Source organism: Mesorhizobium sp. M0991, from assembly GCF_040318915.1.
Taxonomy (GTDB): domain Bacteria; phylum Pseudomonadota; class Alphaproteobacteria; order Rhizobiales; family Rhizobiaceae; genus Mesorhizobium.
Genome location: NZ_JAMYNE010000003.1, coordinates 210047 through 236464 on the forward strand (window position 1 = coordinate 210047; position 26418 = coordinate 236464).

25 protein-coding genes and 2 pseudogenes are annotated in these 26418 nt (G+C 62.9%); 16 read left to right on the plus strand and 11 right to left on the minus strand.

Features of this window, described 5'->3' with window-relative positions:
- Positions 1-28 precede the first annotated feature (28 nt).
- From NKH70_RS06805 to NKH70_RS06815, 3 genes are all read left to right on the plus strand, one after another.
- The gene (locus tag NKH70_RS06805; protein WP_353015237.1) at positions 29-628 is read left to right on the plus strand and encodes an NADPH-dependent F420 reductase; all 600 of its coding nucleotides are present in this window, start codon (positions 29-31) and stop codon (positions 626-628) included.
- A gap of 83 nt (positions 629-711) precedes the next feature.
- Positions 712-1125, plus strand: a complete 414-nt coding sequence (locus tag NKH70_RS06810) for a nuclear transport factor 2 family protein (RefSeq protein WP_352911184.1) — start codon at positions 712-714, stop codon at positions 1123-1125.
- Between the two features lie 108 nt (positions 1126-1233).
- Positions 1234-1809: a class I SAM-dependent methyltransferase gene (locus NKH70_RS06815; RefSeq protein ID WP_353024999.1), complete on the plus strand. Its 576-nt coding sequence runs from the start codon at positions 1234-1236 to the stop codon at positions 1807-1809.
- Here the strand turns inward: NKH70_RS06815 and NKH70_RS06820 are convergent.
- Positions 1794-2144, minus strand: a pseudogene (locus tag NKH70_RS06820) (5'-nucleotidase); the annotation flags it as partial. The gene NKH70_RS06815 and the pseudogene NKH70_RS06820 overlap by 16 nt on opposite strands.
- Before the next feature lie 363 nt (positions 2145-2507).
- Between NKH70_RS06820 and NKH70_RS06825 the strand changes: the two are divergent.
- The 7 genes and pseudogenes from NKH70_RS06825 to NKH70_RS06855 all read left to right on the plus strand — a co-directional run.
- Positions 2508-2664 (plus strand): annotated as a pseudogene (locus tag NKH70_RS06825) (LacI family DNA-binding transcriptional regulator); the annotation flags it as partial.
- 204 nt (positions 2665-2868) lie between these two features.
- A complete protein-coding gene (locus tag NKH70_RS06830; RefSeq protein WP_353025000.1) occupies positions 2869-4278 on the plus strand; it encodes a DUF6600 domain-containing protein in 1410 nt (469 codons plus the stop codon).
- Positions 4279-4527: 249 nt separating this feature from the next.
- On the plus strand, positions 4528-5577 hold the full coding sequence (locus tag NKH70_RS06835; RefSeq protein ID WP_352911173.1) for a LacI family DNA-binding transcriptional regulator: 1050 nt from the start codon (positions 4528-4530) through the stop codon (positions 5575-5577).
- A 70-nt stretch (positions 5578-5647) separates the two neighbouring features.
- Positions 5648-6901, plus strand: a complete 1254-nt coding sequence (locus NKH70_RS06840; protein ID WP_352911170.1) for an ABC transporter substrate-binding protein — start codon at positions 5648-5650, stop codon at positions 6899-6901.
- A 172-nt stretch (positions 6902-7073) separates the two neighbouring features.
- Positions 7074-8000, plus strand: coding sequence for a carbohydrate ABC transporter permease (locus NKH70_RS06845; protein WP_352911168.1), 927 nt, complete (start codon positions 7074-7076; stop codon positions 7998-8000).
- Entirely contained in the window at positions 8000-8857 is an 858-nt protein-coding gene (locus tag NKH70_RS06850; RefSeq protein ID WP_352911166.1) for a carbohydrate ABC transporter permease, read from the plus strand. The genes NKH70_RS06845 and NKH70_RS06850 overlap by 1 nt, the downstream gene beginning before the upstream one ends.
- A 28-nt stretch (positions 8858-8885) precedes the next feature.
- A complete protein-coding gene (locus NKH70_RS06855; RefSeq protein WP_352911164.1) occupies positions 8886-10868 on the plus strand; it encodes a glycoside hydrolase family 127 protein in 1983 nt (660 codons plus the stop codon).
- Here the strand turns inward: NKH70_RS06855 and NKH70_RS06860 are convergent.
- On the minus strand, positions 10855-11601 hold the full coding sequence (locus tag NKH70_RS06860; RefSeq protein ID WP_352911162.1) for a gamma-glutamylcyclotransferase: 747 nt from the start codon (positions 11599-11601) through the stop codon (positions 10855-10857). The two genes, NKH70_RS06855 and NKH70_RS06860, sit on opposite strands and share 14 nt — an antisense overlap.
- Positions 11602-11693: 92 nt before the next feature.
- On the opposite strand from NKH70_RS06860, the gene NKH70_RS06865 reads away from it, so the two are divergent.
- The 3 genes from NKH70_RS06865 to NKH70_RS06875 are packed head-to-tail and all read left to right on the plus strand — an operon-like array spanning position 11694 to position 13844.
- The gene (locus tag NKH70_RS06865; RefSeq protein WP_353025002.1) at positions 11694-12044 is read left to right on the plus strand and encodes a hypothetical protein; all 351 of its coding nucleotides are present in this window, start codon (positions 11694-11696) and stop codon (positions 12042-12044) included.
- Positions 12045-12061: 17 nt separating this feature from the next.
- On the plus strand, positions 12062-13225 hold the full coding sequence (locus tag NKH70_RS06870) for a putative hexosyltransferase (protein WP_352911158.1): 1164 nt from the start codon (positions 12062-12064) through the stop codon (positions 13223-13225).
- Positions 13212-13844 carry a hypothetical protein gene (locus NKH70_RS06875; protein WP_352911155.1) on the plus strand — a complete coding sequence of 211 codons (633 nt, stop codon included), beginning with the start codon at positions 13212-13214 and terminating at the stop codon, positions 13842-13844. The genes NKH70_RS06870 and NKH70_RS06875 overlap by 14 nt, the downstream gene beginning before the upstream one ends.
- Here NKH70_RS06875 and NKH70_RS06880 read toward each other — a convergent pair.
- The 4 genes from NKH70_RS06880 to NKH70_RS06895 all read right to left on the minus strand — a co-directional run bounded on the left by NKH70_RS06880 (position 13841) and on the right by NKH70_RS06895 (position 17841).
- Positions 13841-14296 (minus strand): GtrA family protein, encoded by a 456-nt coding sequence (locus NKH70_RS06880; protein ID WP_353025004.1) that lies wholly within the window; start codon positions 14294-14296, stop codon positions 13841-13843. The genes NKH70_RS06875 and NKH70_RS06880 overlap by 4 nt on opposite strands.
- Positions 14274-14966, minus strand: coding sequence for a class I SAM-dependent methyltransferase (locus NKH70_RS06885; protein ID WP_353025006.1), 693 nt, complete (start codon positions 14964-14966; stop codon positions 14274-14276). Before NKH70_RS06885 ends, NKH70_RS06880 begins: the two co-directional genes overlap by 23 nt.
- Positions 14941-15981, minus strand: a complete 1041-nt coding sequence (locus NKH70_RS06890) for a glycosyltransferase family 2 protein (protein WP_352911149.1) — start codon at positions 15979-15981, stop codon at positions 14941-14943. Before NKH70_RS06890 ends, NKH70_RS06885 begins: the two co-directional genes overlap by 26 nt.
- A 477-nt stretch (positions 15982-16458) precedes the next feature.
- Positions 16459-17841 (minus strand): FAD-binding oxidoreductase, encoded by a 1383-nt coding sequence (locus NKH70_RS06895; RefSeq protein WP_352911146.1) that lies wholly within the window; start codon positions 17839-17841, stop codon positions 16459-16461.
- Between the two features lie 226 nt (positions 17842-18067).
- On the opposite strand from NKH70_RS06895, the gene NKH70_RS06900 reads away from it, so the two are divergent.
- A complete protein-coding gene (locus tag NKH70_RS06900) occupies positions 18068-19075 on the plus strand; it encodes an AraC family transcriptional regulator (RefSeq protein ID WP_352911144.1) in 1008 nt (335 codons plus the stop codon).
- Between the two features lie 143 nt (positions 19076-19218).
- Here NKH70_RS06900 and efp read toward each other — a convergent pair whose 3' ends face one another.
- Entirely contained in the window at positions 19219-19785 is a 567-nt protein-coding gene (gene efp / locus NKH70_RS06905; protein WP_292661679.1) for an elongation factor P, read from the minus strand.
- A gap of 114 nt (positions 19786-19899) precedes the next feature.
- On the opposite strand from efp, the gene epmA reads away from it, so the two are divergent.
- Both epmA and NKH70_RS06915 read left to right on the plus strand, forming a co-directional pair.
- A complete protein-coding gene (gene epmA / locus NKH70_RS06910; protein WP_352911141.1) occupies positions 19900-20961 on the plus strand; it encodes an EF-P lysine aminoacylase EpmA in 1062 nt (353 codons plus the stop codon).
- A gap of 314 nt (positions 20962-21275) precedes the next feature.
- Positions 21276-21950, plus strand: a complete 675-nt coding sequence (locus NKH70_RS06915; protein ID WP_352977375.1) for a DUF8692 domain-containing protein — start codon at positions 21276-21278, stop codon at positions 21948-21950.
- A gap of 82 nt (positions 21951-22032) precedes the next feature.
- Here NKH70_RS06915 and NKH70_RS06920 read toward each other — a convergent pair whose 3' ends face one another.
- The 4 genes from NKH70_RS06920 to NKH70_RS06935 are packed head-to-tail and all read right to left on the minus strand — an operon-like array spanning position 22033 to position 26370.
- Positions 22033-22857 carry an ABC transporter permease gene (locus tag NKH70_RS06920; protein WP_352911135.1) on the minus strand — a complete coding sequence of 275 codons (825 nt, stop codon included), beginning with the start codon at positions 22855-22857 and terminating at the stop codon, positions 22033-22035.
- A 2-nt stretch (positions 22858-22859) separates the two neighbouring features.
- A complete protein-coding gene (locus NKH70_RS06925; protein ID WP_352911132.1) occupies positions 22860-24140 on the minus strand; it encodes an ABC transporter permease in 1281 nt (426 codons plus the stop codon).
- 5 nt (positions 24141-24145) lie between these two features.
- The gene (locus tag NKH70_RS06930; RefSeq protein ID WP_352911130.1) at positions 24146-25195 is read right to left on the minus strand and encodes an ABC transporter substrate-binding protein; all 1050 of its coding nucleotides are present in this window, start codon (positions 25193-25195) and stop codon (positions 24146-24148) included.
- A gap of 5 nt (positions 25196-25200) precedes the next feature.
- Entirely contained in the window at positions 25201-26370 is a 1170-nt protein-coding gene (locus tag NKH70_RS06935) for an ABC transporter ATP-binding protein (protein WP_352911128.1), read from the minus strand.
- Positions 26371-26418 lie beyond the last annotated feature (48 nt).

The window sequence follows — 26418 nt, forward strand, 5'->3', positions numbered from 1 at the left end:
GGCGTTAACACAGGATCGGAGAAGCATTATGAGTTACGCACTTATCGGCTTCGGCAAGATCGGTCACGCTCTCGCCAAGGCGTTTGCCCGCAAGGGCATCGAAGTGTCCGTGGCAACCACGCGCGACCCGGAAAGCTTTGCATCCGACGCGGCCGCGATCGGACCCACGATCATCCCCAAAACACTGGCGGAAGCGGTCAAGGCGGACATCATCTTTTTGGCGGTCCGTTTCGAAGCGCACCCGGATGTCGCGAAGGCGCTCCCCAGCTGGCAGGGCAAGACGATCATCGATGTGACCAATGCCTACGGCGTGCCCCCTGAGGAACTGGGAGGACAGCCTTCGTCCAAGTTCGTCGCACAGGCCTTCACTGGCGCAAGACTGGTCAAGGGCTTCAACCATTTGATCGCTGCCACCCTTGACCAAGACCCGGCCGTGCATGGTGGCAGGAGAGTCGTGTTCCTGGCGAGCGACGATGACGCTGCCGCAGCGGAGATTGGTGCGCTCGCGGAAAAGCTCGGTTTCGCGCCGATCAAACTTGGCGGGCTTTCGGAAGGCGGATTGCTAGTCCAGGCGCGCGGAAATAGCTGGGGTCAACTGATCTTCAAGGACTTGGTCAAGTTCGACTGATGAACACGACGTGCCAACCGGCAGGGCCACGATGCACGGATCGGATCGAGCACGATGCGATCCGTGCGAAATGGAGAAGTTCCATGAGCATTGAGAAGAACATCCAGACGGTGAAGGACTTCTTCGCCGCGATCGGCCGCGGCGACAGGGAGGCTCTGCTGGCGCTGGCCGCCGAAGACATCGAGTGGATCATCCCGGGCGAGGACTGGCCGCTGGCCGGAACGCGCCACGGACACGCCGGGATGGCGGATTTGCTTGAGACGGCATCCAAGTCGATAGAAACGTCCACGGAACCCCGGGAGTTCGTAGCGCAAGGAGACCGGGTCCTCGTCGTCGGCTTCGCGAGGGGAAAGATCAAAGCTACGAACAGGACGTTCGAGGACGACTGGATCTTCGCCATCACGGTCCGGGATGGTAGGCTGACCAACATCCGGGAATATGTCGACACGCAAGCACTGGCCCGGGCCTCGCAGATGGACGCGTCCGGGCTCGCGTAGCGCTGGCCCTCTGCGGCCATCGGCTCGGGGTAGACGGTGGATCAGCCGTGGATTGCCCGCCTCGCACGCCGCCCGCTCGTCGAATGCCTAACCGTAAGGGAGATTCCGATGTACGACCAATCCAAGCTATCCGAGTTGATCCGGTTCGCCCGCATCGATGCGGGCTCCACCGTCATCGACGTGTACCCTGGCGACGGAGACTGGACGCGCCTCTTCTCCGACATCGTCGGACCAGAGGGGCGGGTCTACAGCTTCGTGCCGGCCGAGGTCGCCCACTTCAAGAACGATCCGGTCGGCCGCATCCAGACGCTCTCGAAGGAGCCGGGCCGAGGGAACGTCGAGGCCGTCTCGGCGGACCTCGTGGCGATGCCGGAGGTCACGCAGCCAGCGGATGTCCTGTGGTTGCACCTGTTCTACCACGATCTCCACACCGCGCTGATTCAGGCCAGGGGCGCGACGGCGGCCCAGTTCAATCGAGCGGTCTATGAGCGGCTGAAGCCCGGTGGGTCCTACGTCATCGTAGACCACGCCGCCGCCGTCGGGGCGGGCACGAGCGACGCCCAGTCGCTGCATCGTATTGAGCCTGCATCCGTTCGGCAGGAGGTGGAGCCCCACGCCGGTACAAAGGGCGCAAGCGACCGCCCGCTAGTAAAACTACCCGTCTTAACGACAAGCCCGTGGTGATCGATCGACTTGAAGGCCCGGAGCGAGAGGTCTGGCGAATTCTGCGACAAGAGGATCACCTCGACATAAGGCGCCGCGCCGGGATCGTTCAGCGCGAGTAACCGCTCGACCACCTCGAAGCCGGCGCCCCTGCCGAGGATGACTCCCTCCCGTTCGAGCTGCATAGCGGCATAAGCCTTGACGCCGTACTCCTCGAATATGCGATGCTCTTCCTCCAAGTCAAAAAGCGCGCGCGTAGAGATACCGATGCGGAGAGGGCTAGATCTAAGCGCAGCCGCTGGATCGCGATTTCCCTTGTCGTCCTCGGCCCTAAGCGCGGCATCCATGACTTCCATGTGCGCTAACTCCCGACCTGGGCCCGCCTTGGAGGAACCCCTTTTCACAACTGCGTATTTCAAAGCATTGGAGACGTGTGATTAACTTACCTAAGTCTACTACCACAACTGGGTTGCCATCATCCTATCAGTCAAGCGACTAATCGCCCGCTGCTTGAGGGTTTTCAAACTCCGCGCTGGCCGCGAGCGTCTGTTCTTGGGCGCAAGGCGGTCGTTGACTGGTAACCGCTGCTCGCCTCACCCACCCCACTATACCCGCTTGCATTCCCAGCATTCGCATCTTAACCTCCTCTGGGAAAACCTTTTCTCAGTCCTTCAAGCGTCGCCAACCACCCAAATCGACACGCTACTGGCCTCTCCGTTGCCGGCGTCAGCGTTGCAACCGCCTCAAAAGCGCTTAACGGGCAGGGGCGGATGACTGCCGAGACGCGCGAGCGGATTCGTGAGACGGCGCAGCGGCTGGGTTTTCGCCCGAACAGCCTGGCGCAGAGCCTGTTGCGGCGGCTCCTTTACCGTCGGGCCCGCTGACCAACGACCTATCGCCGCGCCTTCGCCGCGCATTTGTGACGGTCACCGCCCTCATGAAGCAACTCTGATATTTGGTATCATGGTGCGATGCCAAGCCGTTGCCGGAGGGGATGCGGGTAACGTCAGCAAAGTGGAACAATCCGGCAGCCGGCGGGTTTGTAGGATGAAGGGCGATCTGTTTCGGAGGAAGATTACGATGAAACGCGTCCTTGCCCAAATTGCGGTGCGACTGATGCTCGGCGGCGTAACCGCCTGTCTGCTCACGGTCGTCCAAATTCCCAACCCGATCATGCCGTTGTCGCTTGTGTCCGAGGCAAGGGCTGCCACCACCGTTTCGATCAGCACATTCTACGAAGACCTGTCTTCCTATGGTGATTGGGTCTCGTATCACGGAGCGACCGTTTTCGTGCCGGTTGATGTACCTGACGGTTGGCGTCCGTATACCGTTGGACACTGGGCCTATACCGAGCAGTATGGCTGGCTGTGGATATCCGACGAGCCATTCGGCTGGGCGACGTACCATTACGGCCGGTGGGGCTATGCCGACGATATCGGCTGGTACTGGGTTCCGGGCACCCGTTGGGCGCCGGCATGGGTGAGTTGGCGTCGTGACAGGGAGCACATGATTTGGGCTCCGCTGCCGCCGCGCCGCGATCCGGATTTGATTTCAATCGAGGTGACCTTCGACACGACGCCGGATTATTACTGGGTTGTGGTCCCCACCCGCGAATTCCTTGCTGCGGACATTTCTACCGTCGTTATCCGGGATGAGCCGGAGTTTGTGCGCATCGTCGAGGCGGCCGAGCCGGCCGGCGACGTGACGATCCAGAACAATGTGGTGATCAACAAAGTCATTGATGTTGATGTGATCGAGAAGGAGACGAACCAGGAGGTGACTGCCGTCAAGGTCAGCAAGACCGACGCGCCCGAGCAGTCCGGCAAATTGGAAAACGATACGGTCACGGTCTTTCAAGGTGAGGTGAAAGCCGATGCCAATGCCAAACCAGCTAAGCTCAAAGACATCGAGGAGGTGAAGCAGGTTCAGGCTGGCCGCAAATCGAAGCCGACCGAAGGCGCAGCAACGAGCGAACAGGCCGAGCCGGAAAAGACCGCCAAGCCTGAGAAGCCGACGGCCAAGGAGCAGCCCGCCGCCGGGCAGCAGCAGGCTGAGCCCGAGCAGGCGGCCAAGCCTGAGAAGCCGAAGACCAAGAAGCAGCCCGCCACGGAACAGCAGCAGGCTGAGCCCGAACAGACGGCCAAGCCTGAGAAGCCGAAGACCAAGAAGCAGCCCGCCGCCGAGCAGCAGCAGGCCGAGCCGGAACAGGCGGCCAAGCCTAAGAAACCGAAGACCAAGAAGCAGCCCGCCGCCGAGCAGCAGCAGGCCGAGCCCGAACAGACGGCCACGCCTGAGAAGCGGAAGGCCAAGAAGCAGCCCGCTGCCGAGCAGCAGCAGGCTGAGCCGGAGCAGGCTGCCAAGCCTGAGAAGCGGAAGGCCAAGGAGCAGCCAGCGGCCGAGCAGCAGCAGGCCGAGCCCGAGCAGGCGGTCAAGCCCAAGCCACAGAAACAGAAAAACAAGGCGTGCGATCCACAGACTGAGAACTGCTAGCTCTGCGGGTAGACTTCGGCACCGCGATTATTCGATCGCGGTGCCCGTCGTGGACCTAGGGCAGACATTCGCAGTTGCCTGCCCGAACAACCAGGCCATTCCCCCTTGCCATCCCCACATCCTTCGTCCTAATCTCCCTCTGAGAAAACCTTTTCCCAAATCGCCCCGCAGCCGCTGACCCCACCATTCAGCACCCGCAGGGGCCATAAGAGAAAAGCTTTTCTCAATGGGAGGATCGAAATCCAAATCATGGCGTCCGATGCGCAGCCAACGCCCGCCAAACAGCCGGTCACCTTGCGCGAGGTGGCCGCCATTGCCGGCGTCAGCGTCGCCACGGCGTCAAAAGCGCTGAACGGGCAAGGGCGGATGACGGCCGAGACGCGGACCCGTATTCGCGAGACGGCGCAGCGGCTTGGCTTTCGCCCGAACAGCCTGGCGCAGAGCCTGCTGCGGCGGCGCTCCTTTACCGTCGGGCTGTTGACCAACGACACCTATGGCCGCTTTTCGCTGCCGCTGATGGCCGGCGTTTCCGATGCGCTGGTCGATGCCGGCGTCTCGGTGTTCCTGTGCAATGTCGAGGACGACCCGCGCCTTGCCCAGCTGCATGTCGATGCCATGCTCGACAAGCGCGTCGACGGCATCATCGCCACCGGCAAGCGCATCGACCGCCATCTGCCGGTCGACCTCGCCAATCTCGGCATTCCGGCGATCTACGCCTTCACCGAGCCCGATCCCAACGCCATCGCGTTCGTATCCGACGATGCCGGCGGGGCGCGGCTGGCGGTCGAGCACTTTTGCCGCCTCGGGCGGCGGCGCATCGCCCATGTCAGCGGTCCCGCAAGTTTTGCCGTGGTGCACGCGCGGGCGCAGGCCTATCGCGAGGTGCTGGCCGAGAACGGCCTGCCCGTCATGGAGCCGCTGCTCGGCCCGTGGTCGGAAGCCTGGGGGCATGAGGCGGTCAGAAAACTGTTCGACGGCGACGACGGCACGGGCGAAAAGCCCGATGCGGTGTTTTGCGGCAACGACCAGATCGCGCGCGGCGTCATCGACGCTTTGCGCGAGCGCGGTATCGGCGTGCCGGACGAGGTCGGCGTCATCGGCTTCGACAATTGGCAGATCGTCGCCGAGGCGACCCGCCCGCCGCTGACCTCGGTCGATATGAATCTCGCAGCACTTGGCCGCGAGGCCGGCCTTGCCCTGCTTTCGCTCGTCGGCGGCGAACCCGCTTTGCCGGGCATCAGAAAACTGCCGTGCCGGCTGGTGGTGCGTCAGTCATGCGGCCGTCCGCCGGACGGCTGAACGAAACGGGCCGTGTCGATAGTCACCTGCTTGGGGGCGCGGCTAAATTAGAACCATGTGGAGGAGAAGCATGAGAACCACCATTACCGGGCTCGCCATCGCCGCGAGCATTCTGGGCACGCTGGCAACAGCCGGCTCGGCCGCCGCCGACACCGCCAACATCTGGGTTCGCGCCGACGGCTCGAACTTCATGCCGCGCATCGTCGATGCCTTCAACAAGGGGCATCAGAACCAGATCAAGCTCGACATCATCCCCAACGCCGAAATCATCCCGAAATACGGTGCGGCCGCCGCCGGCGGCACGGCGCCCGACGCGCTGTCGCTCGACCTGATCTACACGCCGTCCTTCGCCGCCGCAGGCCAGCTGGAGGACATCACCGACTGGGCGAAATCGCTGCCTTATTTCGCCAGCCTGTCGCCGGCGCATGTCAAGACCGGCACCTATAAGGGCCGCATCTACGGGCTGCCGTTCTCGGCCGATAGCTCGGTGCTGATCTGGAACAAGAAGTTGTTCAAACAGGCCGGCCTCGACCCTGAAAAAGGCCCGACCAACTGGGCCGAGATCGAAGCCGATGCCGAAAAGGTCAACGCGCTCGGCGGCGACATCAAGGGCTTCTATTTCTCCGGCAATTGCGGCGGCTGCAACATCTTCACCTTCACGCCGCTGATCTGGGCCTCGGGCGGCGACATCCTGACGGAGGACGGCTCGAAGGCGACGCTGGACACGCCGCAGATGCGCGGCGCCATCGACCTCTACCGTTCGATGGTCAAGAAGGACCTGGTGCCTTCAGGCGCGCAGACCGACACCGGCTCCAACTTCTTTGCCGCCTTCGCCACCGGCAATATCGGCATCTCGCCCTCCGGCGCTTTCGCCATCGGCGCGCTCAACACGCAATATCCCGATATCGACTACGGCATCACCTTCCTGCCGGGCAAGGATGGCGGCTGGTCGTCGTTTGCCGGCGGCGATAATTTCGTCGTCACCAAAGGCACCACCAAGGTCGCGGTGGTGAAGGAGTTCCTCGACTTCGCTTATTCGCTCGAAGGCCAGACCATCCTGGCGAAATACGGCAGCCTGCCGGTGCGAGGCGACATCGCCAATGAGGCGTTGAAGGACCTCGACCCGCGCTACAAGGTCGCCGCCGAAGCCATGGGCAAGGGCCGCACGCCCTATTCGGTGGTGTTCAACGACCTGATCAACTCGGCCAACGGTCCGTGGAACCAGATGATGAACGAGGTCTTCTTCGGCGAAGACGTCGACGGCGCCATCGCCAATGCGCAGGAGACCATGCAGTCGATCATCGATTCGGCGCCGCAGAAGTAAAGCGCCACCTCCCCCTCGAGGGGAGGTCGGACCGAAGGTCCGGGTGGGGTCGTTGCGGCAGTGCTCGACGCTTTCTTTTCTGTTGGAGCACTTCGCAGGCGACCCCACCCCGGCCTTCGGCCGGACCCTCCCCTCAAGGGGGAGGGGGACGTCCCACCAATGGAAGACCCGCATGACCACCATCACAGCAATCTCCGCCCCGGCGCGCCCCAGAAAACTCGTCGGCGCCGGGCGCCGGCAGTGGATCGGCCTGCTCTATGTCGCGCCGGCCGTCGCTCTTGTCGTCGTCTTCTTCATTGTGCCGCTTTGCATGACCGCCTGGATGTCGCTGCACAACTGGCCGCTGATGGGCGCGCATAGCTTTGTCGGCCTCGACAATTATTGGGCGATCCTGCGCGATACGCGTTTCTGGAACGCGCTGAAGTTCACCGGCTACTACACGGTGGTGGTGACGATCGCGATCTTTGCCGTCGCCTTTCCGCTGGCGCTGTTCATCGAAAGGCCGCGGCAGCTGACCGGCTTCTACCGCACCTCCTTCTTCATGCCGGCCGTCATCGGCTTCGCCTCGGCGAGCCTTTTGTGGTCGTGGCTGCTCAACGTCGATTCCGGCCTGTTCAGCCCGGCCGCTTTCGACCTCGGCCTGACCGAGAAGAAATTCAACCTGCTGGCGACCTTCCAACCGGCCTTCTGGTCGATCATCGCCATGGTGGTGTGGAAGGTGGCGGGCTTCACCATGATCATCCTGATGACCGGGCTGCAGTCGATCCCGCCGGATCTGCAAGAGGCGGCGATGATCGACGGGGCAGGGCCATTCGCGCGTTTCCGCGCCATCACCTTGCCGCTGATGCGCCGCACGCTGGCGCTGGCGCTGATCCTGTCGGTGGCCGGCTCGATCCTCGCCTTCGACCAGTTCTACATCATCCTGCGCGGCGGCCCGCGCAACCAGACGCTGACCGCCGTCTACTGGATCTTCAACCAGTCCTTCGTGTCGTTCAAGCTCGGCTACGGCGCGGCCCTTTCGATGATCCTGCTGGTCATCCTGGTGGCGCTCAGCCTCATCCAGCTGCGGCTGCTGCGCCAGCCAGAGGGGGTCGACTGATGGCGCAGGCAAGGAGCCGCAAACGCCGCATCGGCATGCAGATCGCCGAGCATGCGACCGGCATCACCGCATCCATTCTGTTCCTGGCGCCGATCGCCTGGACTGTGCTTTCGGCCTTCAAGCCGGCGCAGGAGGCGCGCCAGCCGCCGCTGCCGCCCTGGCCGACGACTGGGTTTTCGCTTGAGAACTACGCCACGCTCAACACCTTCGGCGATGGCCTGTGGCTGCCGGCGCAAAACAGCATCTATGTCTCGGTGATGACGGTGGTGCTGTCGGTGATCGTCAGCGTGCTCGCCGGCTACGGTTTTTCGCGCTTCCGCTTTCCGCTGAAGAACCTGCTGTTCGTCGTCATCCTGTCGACGATCATGATCCCGTTCCAGTCGATCCTGACGCCGATCTTCCTGGTGCTGACAAAAATCGGCCTGCACAACACACTGACCGGGCTGGTCTGCGTCTACGTCACGCTGCAGCTGCCGTTCTCGATCTTCATGATGCGCAACGCCTTCGACGCGGTGCCGCGCGAGATCGAGGAGGCCGCGCGCATGGACGGCGCCAACAATGTCACCATGCTGCTCAGGGTGATGCTGCCGCTGGTCTGGCCGGGCATCGTCACCATCGCGCTGTTTGCCTTCCTCGGCGCCTGGAACGAGTTTTTGGCAGCCCTGGTGCTGATGACCGACCAGTCGAAATTCACGCTGCCGATCATGATGACCGCACTGCAGTCCGGCCGCTTCGGCGCCATCGACTGGGGCGCCGTGCAGGCCGGCGTCACCGTCATGATGGTACCGTGCCTGGTGCTCTTCCTGCTGCTGCAGCGCTTCTACATCCGCGGCCTGATGGCAGGGGCCGTCAAGTGACCACAAGAAATCGAACCGGAGTAAATTGATGACCGCATCGCAATCCGCCAGTCAGGGCGCCAAGCCGAAACTCGCCTTCCGCCCGCTGCCGGTGCCGCAGGTCGATGTGCGCGGCTTTTGGGGCGACCGCGTCGATGCAGTCGCGAGCAAAACCGCCGGCATCCTCTACGACCGCTGCGTCGAGGCGCGCATGCTCGAGCAGATCGACCCGGACCGGCCATCGCCCGGCGTCGTCATTCCGTTCCACTCACCCTCACCGGACGAGGCGGCAACCGCCGGCAACGAGTTCACCGGATCGACGGTGACCACGCAGATGTTCTGGGACTCGGACTGGGGCAAGACCATCGAGACCGCCGCCTATTCGCTCTACCGCCGCCGCAACGACGAGCTCGAGAAGAAGATCGACGCCGTCATCGACATGTACGGCAAGCTGCAGCAGCCCGACGGCTATCTGTCGAGCTGGTACCAGCGCATCCAGCCCGGCCTGCGCTGGACCAATCTGCGCGATTGCCACGAGCTCTATTGCGCCGGCCACCTGATCGAAGGCGCGGTCGCCTATTACCAGGCCACGGGCAAGCGCAAGCTGCTCGACATCATGTGCCGCTATGTCGACCATATCGCCGAGACGTTCGGTCCCGAGCCCGGCAAGAAGAAGGGCTATTGCGGCCATGAGGAGATCGAGCTGGCGCTGGTCAAGCTGGCGCGGGTGACGGGCGAGCGCAAATACATGGAGCTTGCCAGATACCTCATCGACCAGCGGGGCCAGCAGCCGCATTATTTCGACGAGGAGGCGCGCGCCCGCGGCGCCGACCCCAAGGCCTATCATTTCAAAACCTACGAATACAACCAGTCGCACAAGCCGGTGCGCGAGCAGGACAAGGTCGTCGGCCACGCGGTGCGTGCGATGTACCTCTATTCGGGCATGGCCGACATCGCCACCGAATATGGCGACGACACGCTGCGGGTGGCGCTCGACCGGTTGTGGGACGATCTCATGACCAAGAACCTCTACGTCACCGGCGGCCTCGGGCCGTCCTCGCACAATGAGGGTTTCACCGCCGATTACGACCTGCCCAACGATACCGCCTATGCCGAGACCTGCGCTTCGGTCGGCCTGGTGTTCTGGGCAAGCCGCATGCTCGGCATGGGTCCCAATGCGCGCTACGCCGACATCATGGAGCGGGCCCTCTACAACGGCTCGATCTCCGGCCTGTCGCTGGACGGCTCGCTGTTCTTCTACGAAAATCCGCTCGAAAGCCGCGGCGCCCACCACCGCTGGAAATGGCACCGCTGCCCGTGCTGCCCGCCCAATGTCGGCCGCATGGTCGCCTCGATCGGCAGCTATTTCTACGGCCTGTCGGACACAGCACTTGCCGTCCATCTCTATGGAAACGGCACGGCTCGTTTCGATATCGCCGGGACGCAAATAGAGCTCACCCAAACCAGCAACTATCCCTGGGACGGCGCGGTCTCGATCTCCGTCGAACCGGAAGCTCCGACCGAGTTCACCTTGCATCTGCGGCTGCCGGCCTGGTGCCGCAAGGCGGCGCTTAAGGTCAATGGCGCCGATGTCCATCTGGATGCTATCACCAGCGACGGCTATGCCGCGATCCGCCGCGAATGGCGCAAGGGCGACCGCGTCGAGCTCGACCTCGAAATGGCCGTCGACCGCCTCTACGCCAATCCGCAGGTGCGGCAGGATATCGGCCGTGTCGCACTGGCACGCGGACCGCTGATCTATTGCGTCGAGGAGACCGACAATTCCAGCCAGCTGCACCGCATCGCCCTGCCGCGAACGGCCGACATCGAGGCGCATCAGCAGCCGAACCTTTTGGGCGGTGTCGTCACGCTTTCGGCGATTGCCAAAAAGGAGGCTTTGGAAAACTGGGAAGAGGGGCTCTACCGCACCGAACCGCCGGCGGTCGAGGAAGCAAAAATCACCGCCGTGCCGTATTTCGCCTGGGACAACCGCGACCCCGGCGAGATGCTGGTCTGGCTCAGGGACGAATGAAGCCCGACGGCGGCGCCCGACCGATCTCCTCGGCCACAAGCTCCTGCAGCTGCCAGAGATTGCGGTCGCGGATGCCGCACGCGTCGAGATGGCGAATGGTCTCGAACAGATATTCGGCGCCTGAACCCCAATGGCCGACGGCCGTGGCCAGGGTCGCCGCTATCGCTCGCTTTTCGAGCTTGCCGGCATAGCGCGGATTGGCGGGATCGACAACGAAACCAAGCGCTTGGCCCATGCCGTCGCCCGTCCTGACCTGCAGCCAGCGCGGCACGTTGACGGCCGGCAGGATGGTCATCTCACGGCGCAGCAGCGCTTCGAGATTGGCCGCCACGGGCTCGGCGATCTCGAACACCATGCCCTGACATTGGCCGCCGCGGTCGAGCGCCATCATCAGGCCGGGCTGCTCGACGGTGCCCCTGAAGCGTTGCACCGTAAAACAAAACGAACGGTGCCAGCCCGTCGCCACGGCCCGTTCGCCACCCCTGACCTCGCCGGCCGGCTTCCACAGCAGCGAACCATAGGCGAACAGCTTCACCGGCCCGGCCGGCGCGCCGGCCAGCACCTCGTCGCGAATGCGCGCGTAATCGGCATCGGTCATGTAGACCATGCCCGGCGTCGGCCCGGCGTCCTCGACCGCCCGCAAGGTGCGGGCGACCAGCGCCTCGGTCAGCGCCATCGGTGACTTGCGCGGCGCCGACCGACGCCGCGATGCGGCGGAAATGACCTTACTCATCCTCATGCTCTCAGCTTTGCCGCCATGTTGCCGAAGGCTGGAGGATTCTCAAGGGCCGAATACACCGGCGCGGTATCGGGATTGGAACCGTCATGTACAACAGCTTGCGCGTCGAATTCCAGCCACGGCACCGCATCGCTCTGCCGCGAACCGCTGAGATCGAGACACACAAGCAGCCGAACCATCTGGGCGGCGGCGTCACGTTTTCGGCAATTGCCAAAGAGGAGGCTTTCGAAAACTGGGAAGAGGGGTTCTACCGCACTGAACCGCGGGCTGTGGAGGAAGCGAAAGTCACCGCCGTGTCGTATTTCGCCTGGGACAACCGCGACCCCGGCGAGAGCTGGTCTGGCTCAGTGACGCCGGATAGGCGGTATCGCCAATTTGAGCCGCGCGCACGGCTTGAATTCGCCGGGGGGCGCGTCATAGTGGCGCCTGCCATTTGAACGGGTGGAGGCAGATTTTGGCGCTCGAAGCTGTCGCGCGTCCGAACGCCGGTCGCCGCTTTGTTGCGGTAGCCGTCGTCGCGGTGCCGTTGGCGTTCGTCGTCAGTGGGCTGGCCATTCGCTATGCCGCATTTGCTTCGGTTTCGGCAGAACCCGGCTTCGCGGCCTATGCCCAGGCGCTCTGCCGCTGGGATTGCGCGTGGTATGTCGGCATTTCCGAACACGGCTATGAGCGCTTTCCCATTCCAGGCCAGAGCAATGTCGGACGCTGGGGCTTCTTCCCGCTCTATCCGATGCTGGTGGCGGCCATCCGGTCTGTTTTCCCTTTCCCGACCATCCTGGTCGCATCGATCACATCGATTGCGTGCAGCTATGCCGCCTGCCTGGTGGCGTGGCCACTGCTCGAGAAGAACATGCGCGCTTATGTGCTGTATTGCGCCTTCCTGCTCAGCGGCCCGTTCTCCTATCACTTCACGACTTTCCTGACCGAACCTCTTTTCGTGCTCCTGACTTCGTGCGTTTTTCTGGCGCTCAAACGCTCCAGCTATCTGGCTGCTGGACTGTCATCGGCTCTCCTGTCGGCAACCAGGCTCGTCGGAGTGCTTGTTGTATTCGCGACCGTCATTCAGATGTTCAGGGATTACCGCGCAAAGGGCGGGCCGACGCTGTCGTTCCCGCGTTGGCTGCTTGGCCGACCGGATCTGCTCGTCGCGATCTTCATCTCGCCTGCCGGTCTATTCGCCTACGTCCTGTTCCTCCATCTGACCCTCGGCGACGGCTTTGCCTTCCTGCATGTCCAGCGCGCGTTTGGACGGGTGGCGGGCAATCCGCTCGCTTTTGTATGGGATGGGCTCTCGGTCCTTCCGACAACTGGATGGCTGCCTACGGCGCCGCAATGGAGCGCGCTCGCCGCACTCATAGGACTGGCGCTATCGGCGGTTCTGGCGGTTCGCAGGCAGTATGGCGCCGCGTTGTTCTGCGCCTGCTGCATCATCCTGCCGCTGATCACGAACCTGGCGTCGATGGTCAGATACGTCGTCGGGCTTGCGCCTCTGACAATGTTGCTAGCCATGCTGCTGTCCGTGTCGAAGCTGACTTATCTCGCGGCTCTGGGCCTCTTCCTAAGCGCCTGTTATTTCATGACCGTGGCATGGATCGGAGGCTATCTTGCCCTGGTCTAGCTTTCCGGAGCCATATCGGCGCTCCGCCTCGTTCGGCGGCTACGCGCTGGCGGCGGTTCTGGCGGGAACAGAAACCGTCATTCTTGCGCTTGCTCTTAATCCGAATGTCAACGCCGATTATCGCGCCTATTACATTGACCGGACGACGACCTGCCTCAATCGCGATGCGGTCGGCAGCTATACCCTAGGCGAGACGGTGTCGTTCCGGTCCGACGGCGCCAAAAAGGCAGCCGGCATGAGGGTCTGCGGCTGGTCGGGGCCCGTTGCCGACGGCACCCATTCCCTGGGCGAGACCTCGCGGCTTCGCCTGAAGATACCGCCGCTCCGCGACAGCGTGACGGCCACGCTGCAAATGGCCGCCGTCATTCGCCCGCCGCAGGTCACGCAGCGGGTTATGATTTCGGTGAATGGCGTTCGGGTGCATGCGGTGACGCTGTCCGGCAAAGAGCCGCGAACGGTCTCGTTCGTCGTTCCAACGGCGGCCCTCGCCGAGGCCAGGATACTCGATGTCGCCTTCAACTACCTCGACGGCATTCCGCCAAGTCCGGCCGCCAGCAACATCTACAAGCGCGCCATCAAATTGTTGTCGTTCCGGCTCGATCCTATTGAGCCGGGTTAGGGCAGGCGATCGCGTTGCTTGCCGGGTCTTCGCTGCGCAAAAACCCAGCGATCGAGCACGAGAAAATTGACCGCCGGAACAAGCAAGCATGTAACCAGAATGGCAATGATCGGCGGCAGGCCGAGTTTGGCCGTCAAAAGCGCCGGCGCCGCGTAGGCGACGGCGAAGCCTGTCGCCGTCAGCAAGAAAAAACGCGGAGCTTCCGATCGATGCGATCCGCTCGACGCGAAGGTCACGAACTTATGCGCGAGATAAGAAAACAGGGCGGCTGCGGTGTAAGCCGCGAGCGAGGCACCGACCGGCGAGAGGCCGAACCGTTGCCATTTTACCAAAGCGGTGGCCATCACTGCATAAAGGATCGTTGCGGCGATGCCGACCGACCCGAAGCGCGCCAGCAGCCTCAGCCCGGCGTCGCTGGTCGAACGGCCCTCAGACATGCGCACTGCACGCATACTGCGCTCCAAGCGGCAAAGGCGCGAATACCCGCTCGACCCTTCTGGCCAAGGGCTTTGCCGACGGCAGCAGCAGGAAATGCTCGGATCGGATGTCTGTGAAGCCGGCCTGCTGAAACAGGTACGCTGCGTTGGCGGAGTTGAGCAGGACCGCGTCGTGGTCGAACGGACACCGGAACACAGCAAGGCGCGTCAGTGGATTATAGGGATTGTGCTCGATGATGCAGGCGACGCCGCCCGGCCGCACGACGCGCCGCATTTCTAGGAAGAAATCGAGCCAGGAGGAGGACGGAACGTGATGGACGACGCAACTGGCGAAAGCCAGATCGAACGCGCCATCCTCGTAGGGCAGGCTCGGCGTGATACAGGCCCTGTAGGTCACACCTGGATTGTCCTTGCCGGCGCGCAAAATTGATTGCTCCGACACGTCGCAACCATCGAGGCTGTCGAAAGCGCCGTCGAGGTGGGGGTGGAGCGAACCGACGCCGCAGCCAACATCCAGCGCTCTTACAGCCGACCCACCCTCCCGAAGCTTTCGCTCGAAGACCAGACGCCGCAGCAGATCCGCCTTGGCGACAAGGAAGAAGTCGTGGCTGAGTCCGGAAAACCGGATGGACCCTTCGACCGCCTCGCCATAGTGGGATTTATAGCTGTCGAAGAGTTCGGCCATTGGCGGGGACTCCACTCCTGGGCTTGTGAAATGACCGGCGGCGCTCACCGGAGCCGGCACGCATCGCCTCGTCGAAGCCGGTGAGCCGATCGATCACATAAAGCGGGCGGCGTTTCACCTCGGCATGGATGCTGCCGACGTAGAGTCCGACCACGCCGGTCATGAAAAGATTGATCCCGCACAGGAGCGACACGATCACCACCGTGGATGTCCACCCGGCAATGATACCGGTTTCAAAAAACCAGGCAAAGATGGCGTAAGCGCCAAAGGCCCCCGCAAGCGCGGAAATGGCCAATCCGCCCCAGAGCGCCAGGCGCAACGGCTTCTCGGAGAAGCTGACGATGCCGTGAACTGCGAGGTGCATCATTTTCCAGAATGGGTATTTGGTCTGGCCCAGGGTTCGCGCGGGGCGCTCAAATGGCACAGCCGTCTGCTTGAAGCCCATCCAGCCGAACATGCCCCTGACGAAGCGGTCATGTTCAGGCATACGCTTGAAGGTTTCCAGCGCCTTGCGGCCGACCAAGCGGAAGTCACCGACGTCGCGCGGAATATCGACCGAGGTCATTTGCTCCAGCAGTCGATAGAATAGACTTGCCGTAAAGACCTTGAACCAGGATTCGCCCTCGCGCTTGACTCGGCGAGCATAGACGATCTCAAAGCCTTCCTTCCACTTAGCCACCAGATCGAGAACGACTTCCGGCGGGTCTTGCAGGTCGGCATCCATGACGATGACGGCATCGCCCGCAGCGGCGTCCATACCGGCGGTAATCGCCACCTGGTGGCCGAAATTGCGGGAAAATTCGATCAGCCGAAAGCGCGGCTCGGCGGCGACCACTTTTTGAAGGTATTCGACGCTTCCATCGACGCTTCCGTCATCGACGAAGATGGCCTCCGTTTCGCCGTCCAGCCTGCCGATAAGCGAACTGATGCGCTCGATAAGCCGAGGCAGCACCTGTTCTTCATTGTATATGGGCAAGACCAGCGAATAGCGCGGCGGTGACCTGTTCACCGTCATTCCAGCCCCTTGGACCACAGACTCTCGCATGCGGTTGAAAATGGAACGCAAGCTACAAAGTTCCAAGGTCACTTAAGAAACTGCTAATTTAGCTAATTCTGAAGGGGATACCGGTCCTCGAGGAGGACTGAAGGGTGTCGTGCTGACGTCGGACGTCCGCATCGAAGCGTGGAATTATCGGTAGGCTGCCGGCGCGATCGGCCTGAAGGGAAGCAGCCGCTGAGGCATAACCCTTTGACCGCATTGCCTCTCCCGGACTTGCCGGTTGAAGCAGCGCTACGGGTGACCTGAGCGTGCGGCCGACCGCTTTTGCTGCATGTCAGACGTGGCTCATGGAACATGGTCGCCGAGCCCGGCCGAGTATCGCGCTTGCAAGGCCGGCGAGCGTCCTGACCGGCAACCTATCGTACCGGGCTGGGCCTAAGCTGGCCGCAGCCGGTACGACACAACGCTTTGCCGGCCTGACGAGGACCGCCGTCAAGCAGCAGGCCGGATGTTTTGGTTCACCCGGAAGAGGTTGTTCGGGTCGTATGTCTTCTTCAGCGAGGCCAGGCGCTCGTAGTTATCGCCATAAGCCGCCTTGAGCCGTCCCTCACCCTCGTCATCCATCATGAAGTTCAGGTAGGCGCCACCCAGATCGAACGGATGCACGGCTTCCCAGTAGGCCTTGGTCCAGCGCGTCACCGGCCCCGCTTTCTGTGGGTCCGGATCGATCCCGGCGATGACCATCGACCAGGTCGCATCACGGTAATTCCAGGGTGTCTCGTCCTTGCCGACGCGATGGACCGCGCCGTCGATCGGATAGAGATGCATGAGCGATAGCTCGCTCGGTGTTTTCGCCGCCTGCTTGAGATGAGCGTCGATCGCCTCGTCGGACAACGTCTTGACGAAATCGCCCCGCCAATACCACTGCATCCCCTTCGGGTAGAGCCCATCGAACATGCTCTGCACCGCGGGATAGGGCATCGTTCCCATCCAATTGAACCAGGGCGCGGGCAGCGCATCGAGCAGCGGAGCCAGCGCCTCTCTGCCCTTTTCCTCAGGGCCGTTGTAGCAGCACATCAGCAGACACATCCGCTTTCCCCAAAACTCTTCCGGGAACGGTGCGCTCGACAGGATGGTCTTGAGCCCGAGAAAGATCCCGAGTTCTTCGGGCGCGTTCGGCAGGAACTCGCGATAATGATGCATGATGGTACGGGCGTGGCGCTGATCCCATGCGATCGGCCCCGCAAAGACCATGCTGACCTGGTGGAGCTTGAACACGAAGCTGGTGACGATGCCGAAATTGCCGCCGCCGCCGCGAAGCGCCCAGAACAGGTTGGGGTTTCGCTCCTTGCTGGCTGTGACGAAGCTTCCGTCGGCAAGCACGACATCGGCCTCGACCAGATTGTCGATGGTCAGGCCATATTTGCGCGTCAGATAGCCATGGCCGCCGCTCAGGGTCAGTCCGGCGACCCCGGTGGTCGAGATGATGCCCGCCGGTACGGCCAGGCCAAAGGCATGGGTGGCATGGTCGAGGTCGCCCTGAGTGCAACCCGGGCCTACCCGCGCCGTACGGGAATCCGGATCGACGCGCACGCCGTTCATCGCCGACAGGTCGATCACCAGACCGTCGTCGCAGCTCCCCAATCCTGGTCCGTTATGGCCGCCGCCACGTACCGCAACCAGCAAATTGTTGTCGCGGCCGAAATTCACCGCTGTGATCACGTCGGCGACGTCGACACAGCGGGCGATGATCAGCGGCCGCTTGTCGATCATGCCGTTGTAGAGCTTGCGGGCCTCGTCATAGCTGGCGTCGCCGGCGCGGATGACTTCGCCCCGCAGGCTTGCTGCGAATTTGGTGATGTCTTCATCGTTCATGACATTCCTCCCTGTTATTGGACCTGTCGGCCGGCCGACGAAACGCTAGTCCCGTCCGCTGCTCCCGCAAATGTCACATCGTCCATTTCTGTTGCCCGATCGTTCAGACTAGGATTAGACCGGATGGGTAGTTGCTCGGGCGGCTGTATTGCCGGATAGTTCGAGATGCCTGGCCGAAAACCTCGTTGTCAAAGGGAGTAGCCGATCGTTTCCGGAGGTGTAGTGCATGGATGTCCTTTCCGATGTGCTCCGAGCCGTTCGCCTCACCGGTGCGATCTATTTCGACGTCGACGCTAGCTCTCCCTGGGTCGGCGAGTCGCCGGGCACGGCCGACATTGCCGCCGCCATCATGCCGGAGGCAGAGCACATCATTTCTTTTCATGCCGTGATGTCGGGCTCGTGCTGGGCCGCGCTGGGAGACGATTCGGTGCCCCCGGTGCTCGTGAACGCCGGTGATGTCGTTGTCTTCCCCGGTGGTGTTCCGAATGTGTTGAGCTCCTCGCCCGGGGCACGGGGCGAACCCAATATGGCGATGTATTATCGACCGATAGACGAGAGCCTGCCGTTCGCGGTGATCCATGGTGGCGGCGGAGACGAGCGGACCCGGTTCATTTGCGGGTATCTTGGCTGCGATGCACGTCCCTTTAATCCTCTCCTCGCCGCATTGCCGGCCATCCTGTGTGCCCGCAAGCCCGCCGATGGAAGCAGCTGGGTTATCGACCTTTTTCGGCTGGCGCTGGCCGAAGGTGGCAGTGGGCGGGCGGGCTGTGAAACGATCCTCGCCAAGCTGAGCGAGCTGATGTTTGTCGAGATCATCCGCCGCCATCTCGAGACCCTCCCCAACGATTCGCGCGGCTGGCTGTCAGGCCTACGGGATCCACATGTCGGCGAGGCGCTCCGGCTCATCCACGCTCGCCCCAGAGAGGAATGGACATTGGACCGGCTCGCCCGCGAAGTAGGGCTCTCGCGCACAGCATTTGCGAGCCGCTTTACCCACTATGTCGAGGTCTCGCCCATGCACTATCTTGCTCGCTGGCGTCTGCAACTGGCAGGACGTTTGCTCGAACGGCCCGAAATGAGCATCGCGCAAGCGGGTGCCGAGGTCGGCTACGAGTCGGAAGCCGCCTTCAATCGCGCCTTCAAAAAGTTCGTCGGCATTCCACCTGGCACCTGGCGAAAGGGACGGTCGGCGTTGCTCGAGGCTCAGAGATTGCCCGCTGGCACCGTCCAATAGGAAAGAATTGGCAGGGCGTTGACGCTTCAGTTTGCGTGCCGCGTCGATATCGTCCCAGAATTCGAAACCCGCTGCTGGCACAAAGCGGTAGACGATGACCGGCCGCCTCGACGCTTTCGGCGAGGCGTTTCAGGCTTCGCGCCTCAATCCTTCGCGCGCTCGACATAGGCGGCATCGGCCGTCATCACCACCACGCGGGTGCCGGCGCTGATGTGTGGCGGCACCAGGGTGCGCACGCCGTTGGACAGCGTTGCCGGCTTGTAGGATGACGACGCCGTCTGGCCCTTGGTCACCGGCTCGGTCTCGACCACCTCGAACGTGGCGCGCTGCGGCAGCACCAGCGAGATGGCGATGTTGTTGTATTGCGAGATCTGTACCGGCATGCCTTCCACCAGATAAGGCGCCATGTCGCCGACCACACTTTCCGGCACCGCGACCTGATCGTAGGTCTCCGGGTTCATGAAGTGAAAGCCTTCGCCGTCGCGGTAAAGGAACGTGTGCTCGCGTTCTTCGACATAGGCGCGCTCGACCTGCTCGGTGGTGCGGTAACGCTCGGAAACCTTTACCCCGTCGGAGATACGCCGCATGTCGAGCTGGGTGACCGGCGTACCCTTGCCAGGATGAATGTTTTCGGCAAAGAGGATCACATAGAGCTTGCCGTCCTTTTCGACGACGTTGCCTTTGCGTAAGGAGCTGGCGATGACCTTCACGGGTTTCCATCCTGATAAAATTTGTTGGCGCAAATCGGCTGGAGAGGCCGTTGCGTGCGGCCTAGCGCATCTTGGCCGCAATCGCCAGCCCTCTGTGCAATTCCCCTGAAGCCGATGACCGCCGCCTCGCCGTGGTGGACGCCGCATGTCCATGCCGACCGCCGGCCGCGGCTGATCCTGCGCAATGCCATTGCCGCCGGCATGCGCGATTGGTTCGCCCGCGGCGACTTCGTCGAGGTGGAGACATCGGCCCTGCAGGTCTCGCCCGGCAATGAAGCGCACCTGTCGGCCTTTGCCACCTTGGCGATCGGGCCCGACGGCGCCCGCCAGCCGCTCTACCTCCACACGTCACCGGAATTCGCCTGCAAGAAGCTGCTTGCCGCCGGCGAGGAGCGCATCTTCAGCCTCGGGGCTGTCTGGCGCAACCGCGAGCGCGGCCCCTTGCACCATCCGGAGTTCACCATGCTCGAATGGTACCGCGTCGGCGAGACCTATGAGAGCCTGATGCGCGATTGCGCCGAGCTCGTCGCGCTGGCGGCCGAACGGGCCGGAGCGAAACGTTTTAGCTTCCGCGGCCGCGAGGCCGACCCGTTTGCCGAGCCGGAACGGTTGAGCGTCGCCGAAGCCTTCATGCGCCATGCCGGCATCGATCTGCTGGCGACGGTTGCAGCCGACGGCAGCACCGACCGCGCGGGCTTGCATGCCGCCCTGGTCCAGGCCGGATTGCGGACCGCGCCCGACGACAATTGGGCCGACCTGTTCAGCCGGGTGATGGTCGAAAAAATCGAACCGGCGCTGGGGCAGAGGCGCGCCACCATTCTTTTCGGATATCCGATCTCGGAGGCGGCATTGGCCCGGCCGAGCGCCGACGATCCGCGCACCGCCGAGCGCTTCGAGCTTTATTGCTGCGGCGTCGAGCTGGCCAACGCCTTTGGCGAGTTGACGGACCCGGCCGAGCAGCACCGACGCTTTGCCGCCGAAATGGACGAAAAGCAGCGTGTCTATGGCGAACGCTACCCGATCGACGAGGATTTCCTCGCCGCGCTTGCCATCATGCCGCAGGCGAGCGGCGCGGCGCTCGGCTTCGACCGGCTGGTGATGCTCGCCACCGGCGCGCTCCGGATCGACGACGTGATCTGGACGCCGGTGGTCGGTTCTGACGATAGGTTTTGCTGACCGGCGCGTCAGATCTGGAACCAATTACATGGTCAGGCCAAGCCTCCGCTGGCGGCGTCGGCCAGAAGATTAGCGAGGACGAGCAGGATGATCGAGAGATCCATCATCAGCGTGCCGGCGGCGGTGATTGCCAGGAGAGCTTTTCGCGCAGGCCGTTGGCATTGCCAGGAACTCCACCACGACGACCTCATCGTGGGCGAAGCGCTGCAACCGTTCCGTGTGTTGCCGCCATCATGGCGGGCCGGCATAGTGCTGGCGGAGTGCTCGGCGCAGCGGAGCTACCGGCCGTCGTACTCAGAATGGGCTTCGGCACAATGCCAGACAAGAATGCGCTGGACACAAAGCATGGCGGCGAATGGAGGATGTCCTGGCGCTTGGTCATGCTTGCGGCCGCAGCGATTAACGTTGTGATGCTCTTGGCCGCGCTGTTCGCCGCGCAAAGTCTTAGTCTGGACGCTACGATCTTCTATCGAGATCCATCTGCAGCCGCCGATGTCGGCTTCTATACGGGGTGGATTTCGTCCCTAGGTGCTTCGCTATGGATCGGCACCGGTGCGGCGACCCTGTTTGCTGGTCTGCTCACGCGCCGATGGGATTGCACGTTTCTCGGCGGCCTTACCCTGGTCATGGGCCTCGATGACCTGTTGTTGATCCATGAGGACGTGCTGCCCGTTTTTGCGATACCAGAGATTGTTACGATGATTGCCTACGCCGTCGCAGGGTTGTTCTGGTTCTTTCGGCTGCGACGGAAGACATTCGACGGCACGATCGTGTTTGTGGCCGCGGGCTCCCTACTCGCGATGTCAGCAGCGATCGACCAGCTGGGAGAGCTGTTTCCTACCCCGGGTTCGGCGGTCGACATCGCCGAAGACGCCGTCAAAGAGCTTGGCATTTTCCTTTGGGCGGCAGGTGCCGTTGGGTACGCGGCGATGGTGACACGATTGGGTCACCCGTGGGTGGACCCAGCCGATCCCAACTCTACAGGCTGACTGTCGCACACGCCGCATCTTCGACTAGCGCCGACGCCTGACAGGGCTCGTATGCCTTCACCCGACCGCCGCAAGGACATTCCTACTCAATGCGCGGTCGCTGCTTGCCACGGCGAGCCAGAAGATTAGCGACGACGAGCAGGATGATCGACAGCCCCATCATCAGCGTGGCGGCGGCGGTGATTGCCGGGGAGAGCTTTTCGCGCAGGCCGATGAACATTTCGAGCGGCATGGTGCGTTGATTGGCACTGGCCAGGAACTGCACCACGACGACCTCGTCGAACGAGGTGACAAAGGCGAAGGCGGCCCCTGACAGCACGCCGGGCAGGATCAGCGGCAGCATCACCCTGAAGAATGATGTGATGGGCTTTGCTCCGGAGATGGCGGCAGCGCGCATCAGATTGCGGTCGAAGCCGGTGAGGCTCGCTCCCACCGTGACAACGACGAACGGGCTGGCGAGCGCCGTGTGCGCCAGGATGATGCCGGCATAGGTGCTGGCTAGGCCGACGCGGGCATAGAACAGATAAGAGCCGACGGCGGTGATCACCACCGGCACGATCAGGGGCGACAGCAGCAGCGGCATGACGATGCGGCGGCCGGGAAACTTTTCGTCGGAAAGCGCAATCGCTGTCAACGTGCCGAGTATCGTCGCGATCAGCGTCGTCCCGAACGCAACGATCAGGCTGTTGCCGATCGCGGATTGCCAGCGTTGGGTGCCGAGCACGACCGCGTACCAGCGCGTCGAAAATCCCTCCAGCGGAAAGATGAAGAAGGCGCCGCTGTTGAACGACAAGGGAACCGGAACGAGGATCGGCACGAGGAGGAACAGGATCACCATGCCGCACCACAGCCAGAGCAGGGTGATGCGGATTCTTTCGCCTGTCGTCGGATAGGGAGACAGCAGCATGGCTACACCAGCTTGAGACGGTCGAGGCCGAGGATGCGGGCGAAGATACCGAACAGCGCCAGGGTGAAGACGAGCAGGATGAAGCTCAGTGCTGCCGCCATCTCCCAGTTCAGCTCGACATTGACGTAGTTGGCGATGAAATTGCTGATCAGCTGGTCGCTTGCCCCGCCGATAAGCGCCGGCGTGATGTAGTAGCCCAGGCAGAGAATGAAGGTGAGCAGGCAACCGGCCATGACGCCCGGAAAAACCTGTGGAAGATAGACGCGGCGGAACGCGGTGAAGGGTTTTGCGCCGAGCGAATAGGCGGCCTTCATCTGCGAGGCCGGGATCGTGCGCATGACGCTATAGATCGGCAGCAACGTGAACGGCAGCTGGATGTGGGTCATGGCGATGATCAGGCCTATGCGGCTGTACATCAGGTCGAGCCGGTCGTCGGCAATCCCGAGCCACAACAGCAAATCATTGACCAGGCCGAATTTCTGCAGGAGCACTGTCCACGCCGCTGTTCGCACCAGGATTGACGTCCAGAATGGCAGTAGCACCGCGACGATGAGGATGGCGGCGAGGCCCTTGGGCACGGAGGCGATGAGGTAGGCGAGGGGGAAGCCCAGTATCAGCGTGGCCAGCGTCACCGCCGCGGCGACGAAGAATGTGCGCATGAACACCTGCAGGAAGATCGCCTGTTCCGGCGGCACCTTTTCAATGCCGCCGTCGGCATTCCAGCGCAGATCAAGCGCGCTCAGCAGGTAGAACGACGTCACGCTGTGGGTGCCGCTCTCGATGACCGGCCACGTGCCGGGCGCCGACCAGAACGGCACGGCTTTCATCACCTCCAGCGGCGGCCTGTCGGCAGCCTCCAGTTGGCGTACCGTCTTGAGCACCTGGCTGCGCGCACCGGGCAGGCGGGCGTTCAGGCTTTTGGCGAGTTCATATGCCGTGCCCCTGGCCTGATTGTCCCTGAGGTCGGCGGCAAGGGCCAGGAAGGCGGCATCGCCTGGCAGTCCCGCGCCGTTCCAGCCGCGCAGCGCCTGGCTGGTCTGCGGCAGGGCGTCGGCAATCGTCGGATCATAGACGGCGCGCGACAGCAGCAGGACGATCGGGATGCCGAAGCTCAGCGCCAGCAGCACAAGCAAAGGTGCCGCCAGCGCCAGCGACCGCAGCCGGTCGCCAAACTCGGCGCGCCGAAGTTTTGCCGTGACGGATTTCGCCGCCTTGGCATCGGCGGCCGACCGGTCGCGCTCGATGCGCGGCCGATCCAGTTCCGTGGGCTCAAGCGCCGTCATTTTTCCTACTGCGCGAGCCAGGCGTTGAAGCGCTTGACCAGATCCTCGCCATAGTCGCCCCAGAATTCGGTGTCGGCGACCAGATAAGCGCTCATATGGTCGGGCGCGTTCGGCAATTTGGGCAGCGCGTCCGGCGCGACAAAGGCAGCTGCATCGGTGCGCACCGGCCCGTAGGTGATGTAGCTGGCGAGCTTGGCGTTGTTTTCCGGCTGGCTGATATAGGCAAGATATTTGTAGGCCAGCTCTGGGTTCTTGGCGCCCTTCGGAATGGCGATCATGTCGTATTCGAGGATCTGGTTGTTCCAGACGATCTTGAATGGCGCCCCGTCCTTGTCGATCGCATTCTGGATACGGCCGTTCCAGGCGGTGGTCATCACCACTTCCTTGGATGCCAGGAGCTGCGGCGGCTGTGCGCCGGCATCCCACCACACGATGTCTTTCTTGATGGTGTCGAGCTTCTTGAAGGCGCGGTCGACGCCTTCCGGCGTTGCCAGCACCTTGTAGACATCGGCCGGCGCGACGCCATCGGCCATCAGCGCCCATTCCAGATTCTGCGCCGGGAACTTGCGCATCGCGCGCTTGCCCGGAAACTTGGTCGTGTCGAAGATATCGAGCACCGAGGTCGGCGCCTCTTTCAGCACGTTGGGGTCATAGGCGAGCACGTCGCCATAGGCGTCGAGGCCGACGCCGCAGTCGAGCGCGGAGCCTTCAAGGAATTTTTCGCGCGGCGCGATCTTGGAATAGTCGAGGCGCTCGAGAATGCCGGCGTCGCAACCCTGCAGCACGGTCGCGGTCTCGACCGTCACCAGGTCGATCGGCACGTTGCCGGTGTCGACCATGGCTTTGACCTTGCCGAGATCGCCAAGATATTCCTGCTCGACGATCTTGGCACCGGTCTCCTTGCTGAACGGCTCGAACCATGCCTTGCGCTGGGCATCCTGCCAGGCGCCGCCGCTGGCCATGATCGAAAGCTCGTCGGCGAAGGCGACATGTCCTGAGGTGATGAATGCTGTGGCTGCCGCAAAGGCGAACAGCCGTGCTTTGGTGATTTTCATTGTTGTTATTCCCCTGTTTTCGAGATGGAACCGCCCGTTCCGGCATCTGCCGGAAAGGCGCGGCAGTCGTTGGGCGTGCAGGAAACCGTGACCGGTTCCCCGTTGCCCATGGTCGCTTCGGGGCCGACCTTGACGGTCAGCACCTGTCCGTTTTCCAGCTTGGCCAGAAGACGCTGGTGGTCGCCGAGATAGATGCGGCCATCGACCGTGCCGGCCAACGCATTTGCTCCGTTCGAAGCGGGCGCAAGCTTCAGCCGCTCCGGGCGGATAGCGACATGGCAGGCCGCGCCCTCCGCAACACCGATGGCCAGCGCGGTTACCGAACCGCCGCCGTCCAGCGCAACGCGGCACTCCTTGCCAGAGACGCGGTCGACCTTGCCGAGCAGCGTATTGTTCTCGCCGATGAAGCTTGCGACAAACGAAGTTTGCGGCGCGTTGTAGAGATCATCCGGCGAACCGAGCTGGGCAATCCCGCCATTGTTGAAAACGGCGACGCGGTCCGACATGGTCAGCGCCTCGCTCTGGTCGTGTGTCACATAGACGATGGTGACACCGAGCATCGTGTGCAGTTGCTTGATCTCGAGCTGCATATGCTCGCGCAGCTTCTTGTCGAGCGCACCGAGTGGCTCGTCCATCAGCACCAGGCTCGGCTCGAACACCAGCGCGCGGGCAAGCGCGACACGCTGCTGCTGGCCGCCCGAGAGTTGTGCCGGCCGCCGGTCGCCGAACTGCCGCAGACGCACCATGTCGAGCGCGCGGCCGACGCGGGATGCAACGTCCGTCTTGGTGATCTTGCGGACGGAGAGCGGGAAGGCGACGTTCTCCTCAACGCTCATGTGCGGAAACAGCGCGTAGTTCTGGAACACCATGCCGATGTTGCGTTCGTAGGGCGGCAGCCTGTCGACCGACCGGCCCTCAAGCGTGATGACGCCGCTGGTCGGCCGTTCGAACCCTGCAAGCATGTTGAGCGTCGTCGTCTTGCCCGAACCGGAGGGTCCGAGAAGGGTAAGGAACTCGCCGCGCGCAACGCCGAGGTTCAGCCGCGTTACCGCGAAGGTGCGGCCGTCATAGGATTTCTCGACATCGATGAATTCGACAAATCCATGGCTGCCGGCATCGGCTGCCCGTGCAGGCTCGGCACTGTCGCGTGACAAGGCTGTCGCTTCGGCGGTCACGGACGGAAATCCGTCGAGCTGCGGCAGAGGCTGCTTGTTGAAACGAGG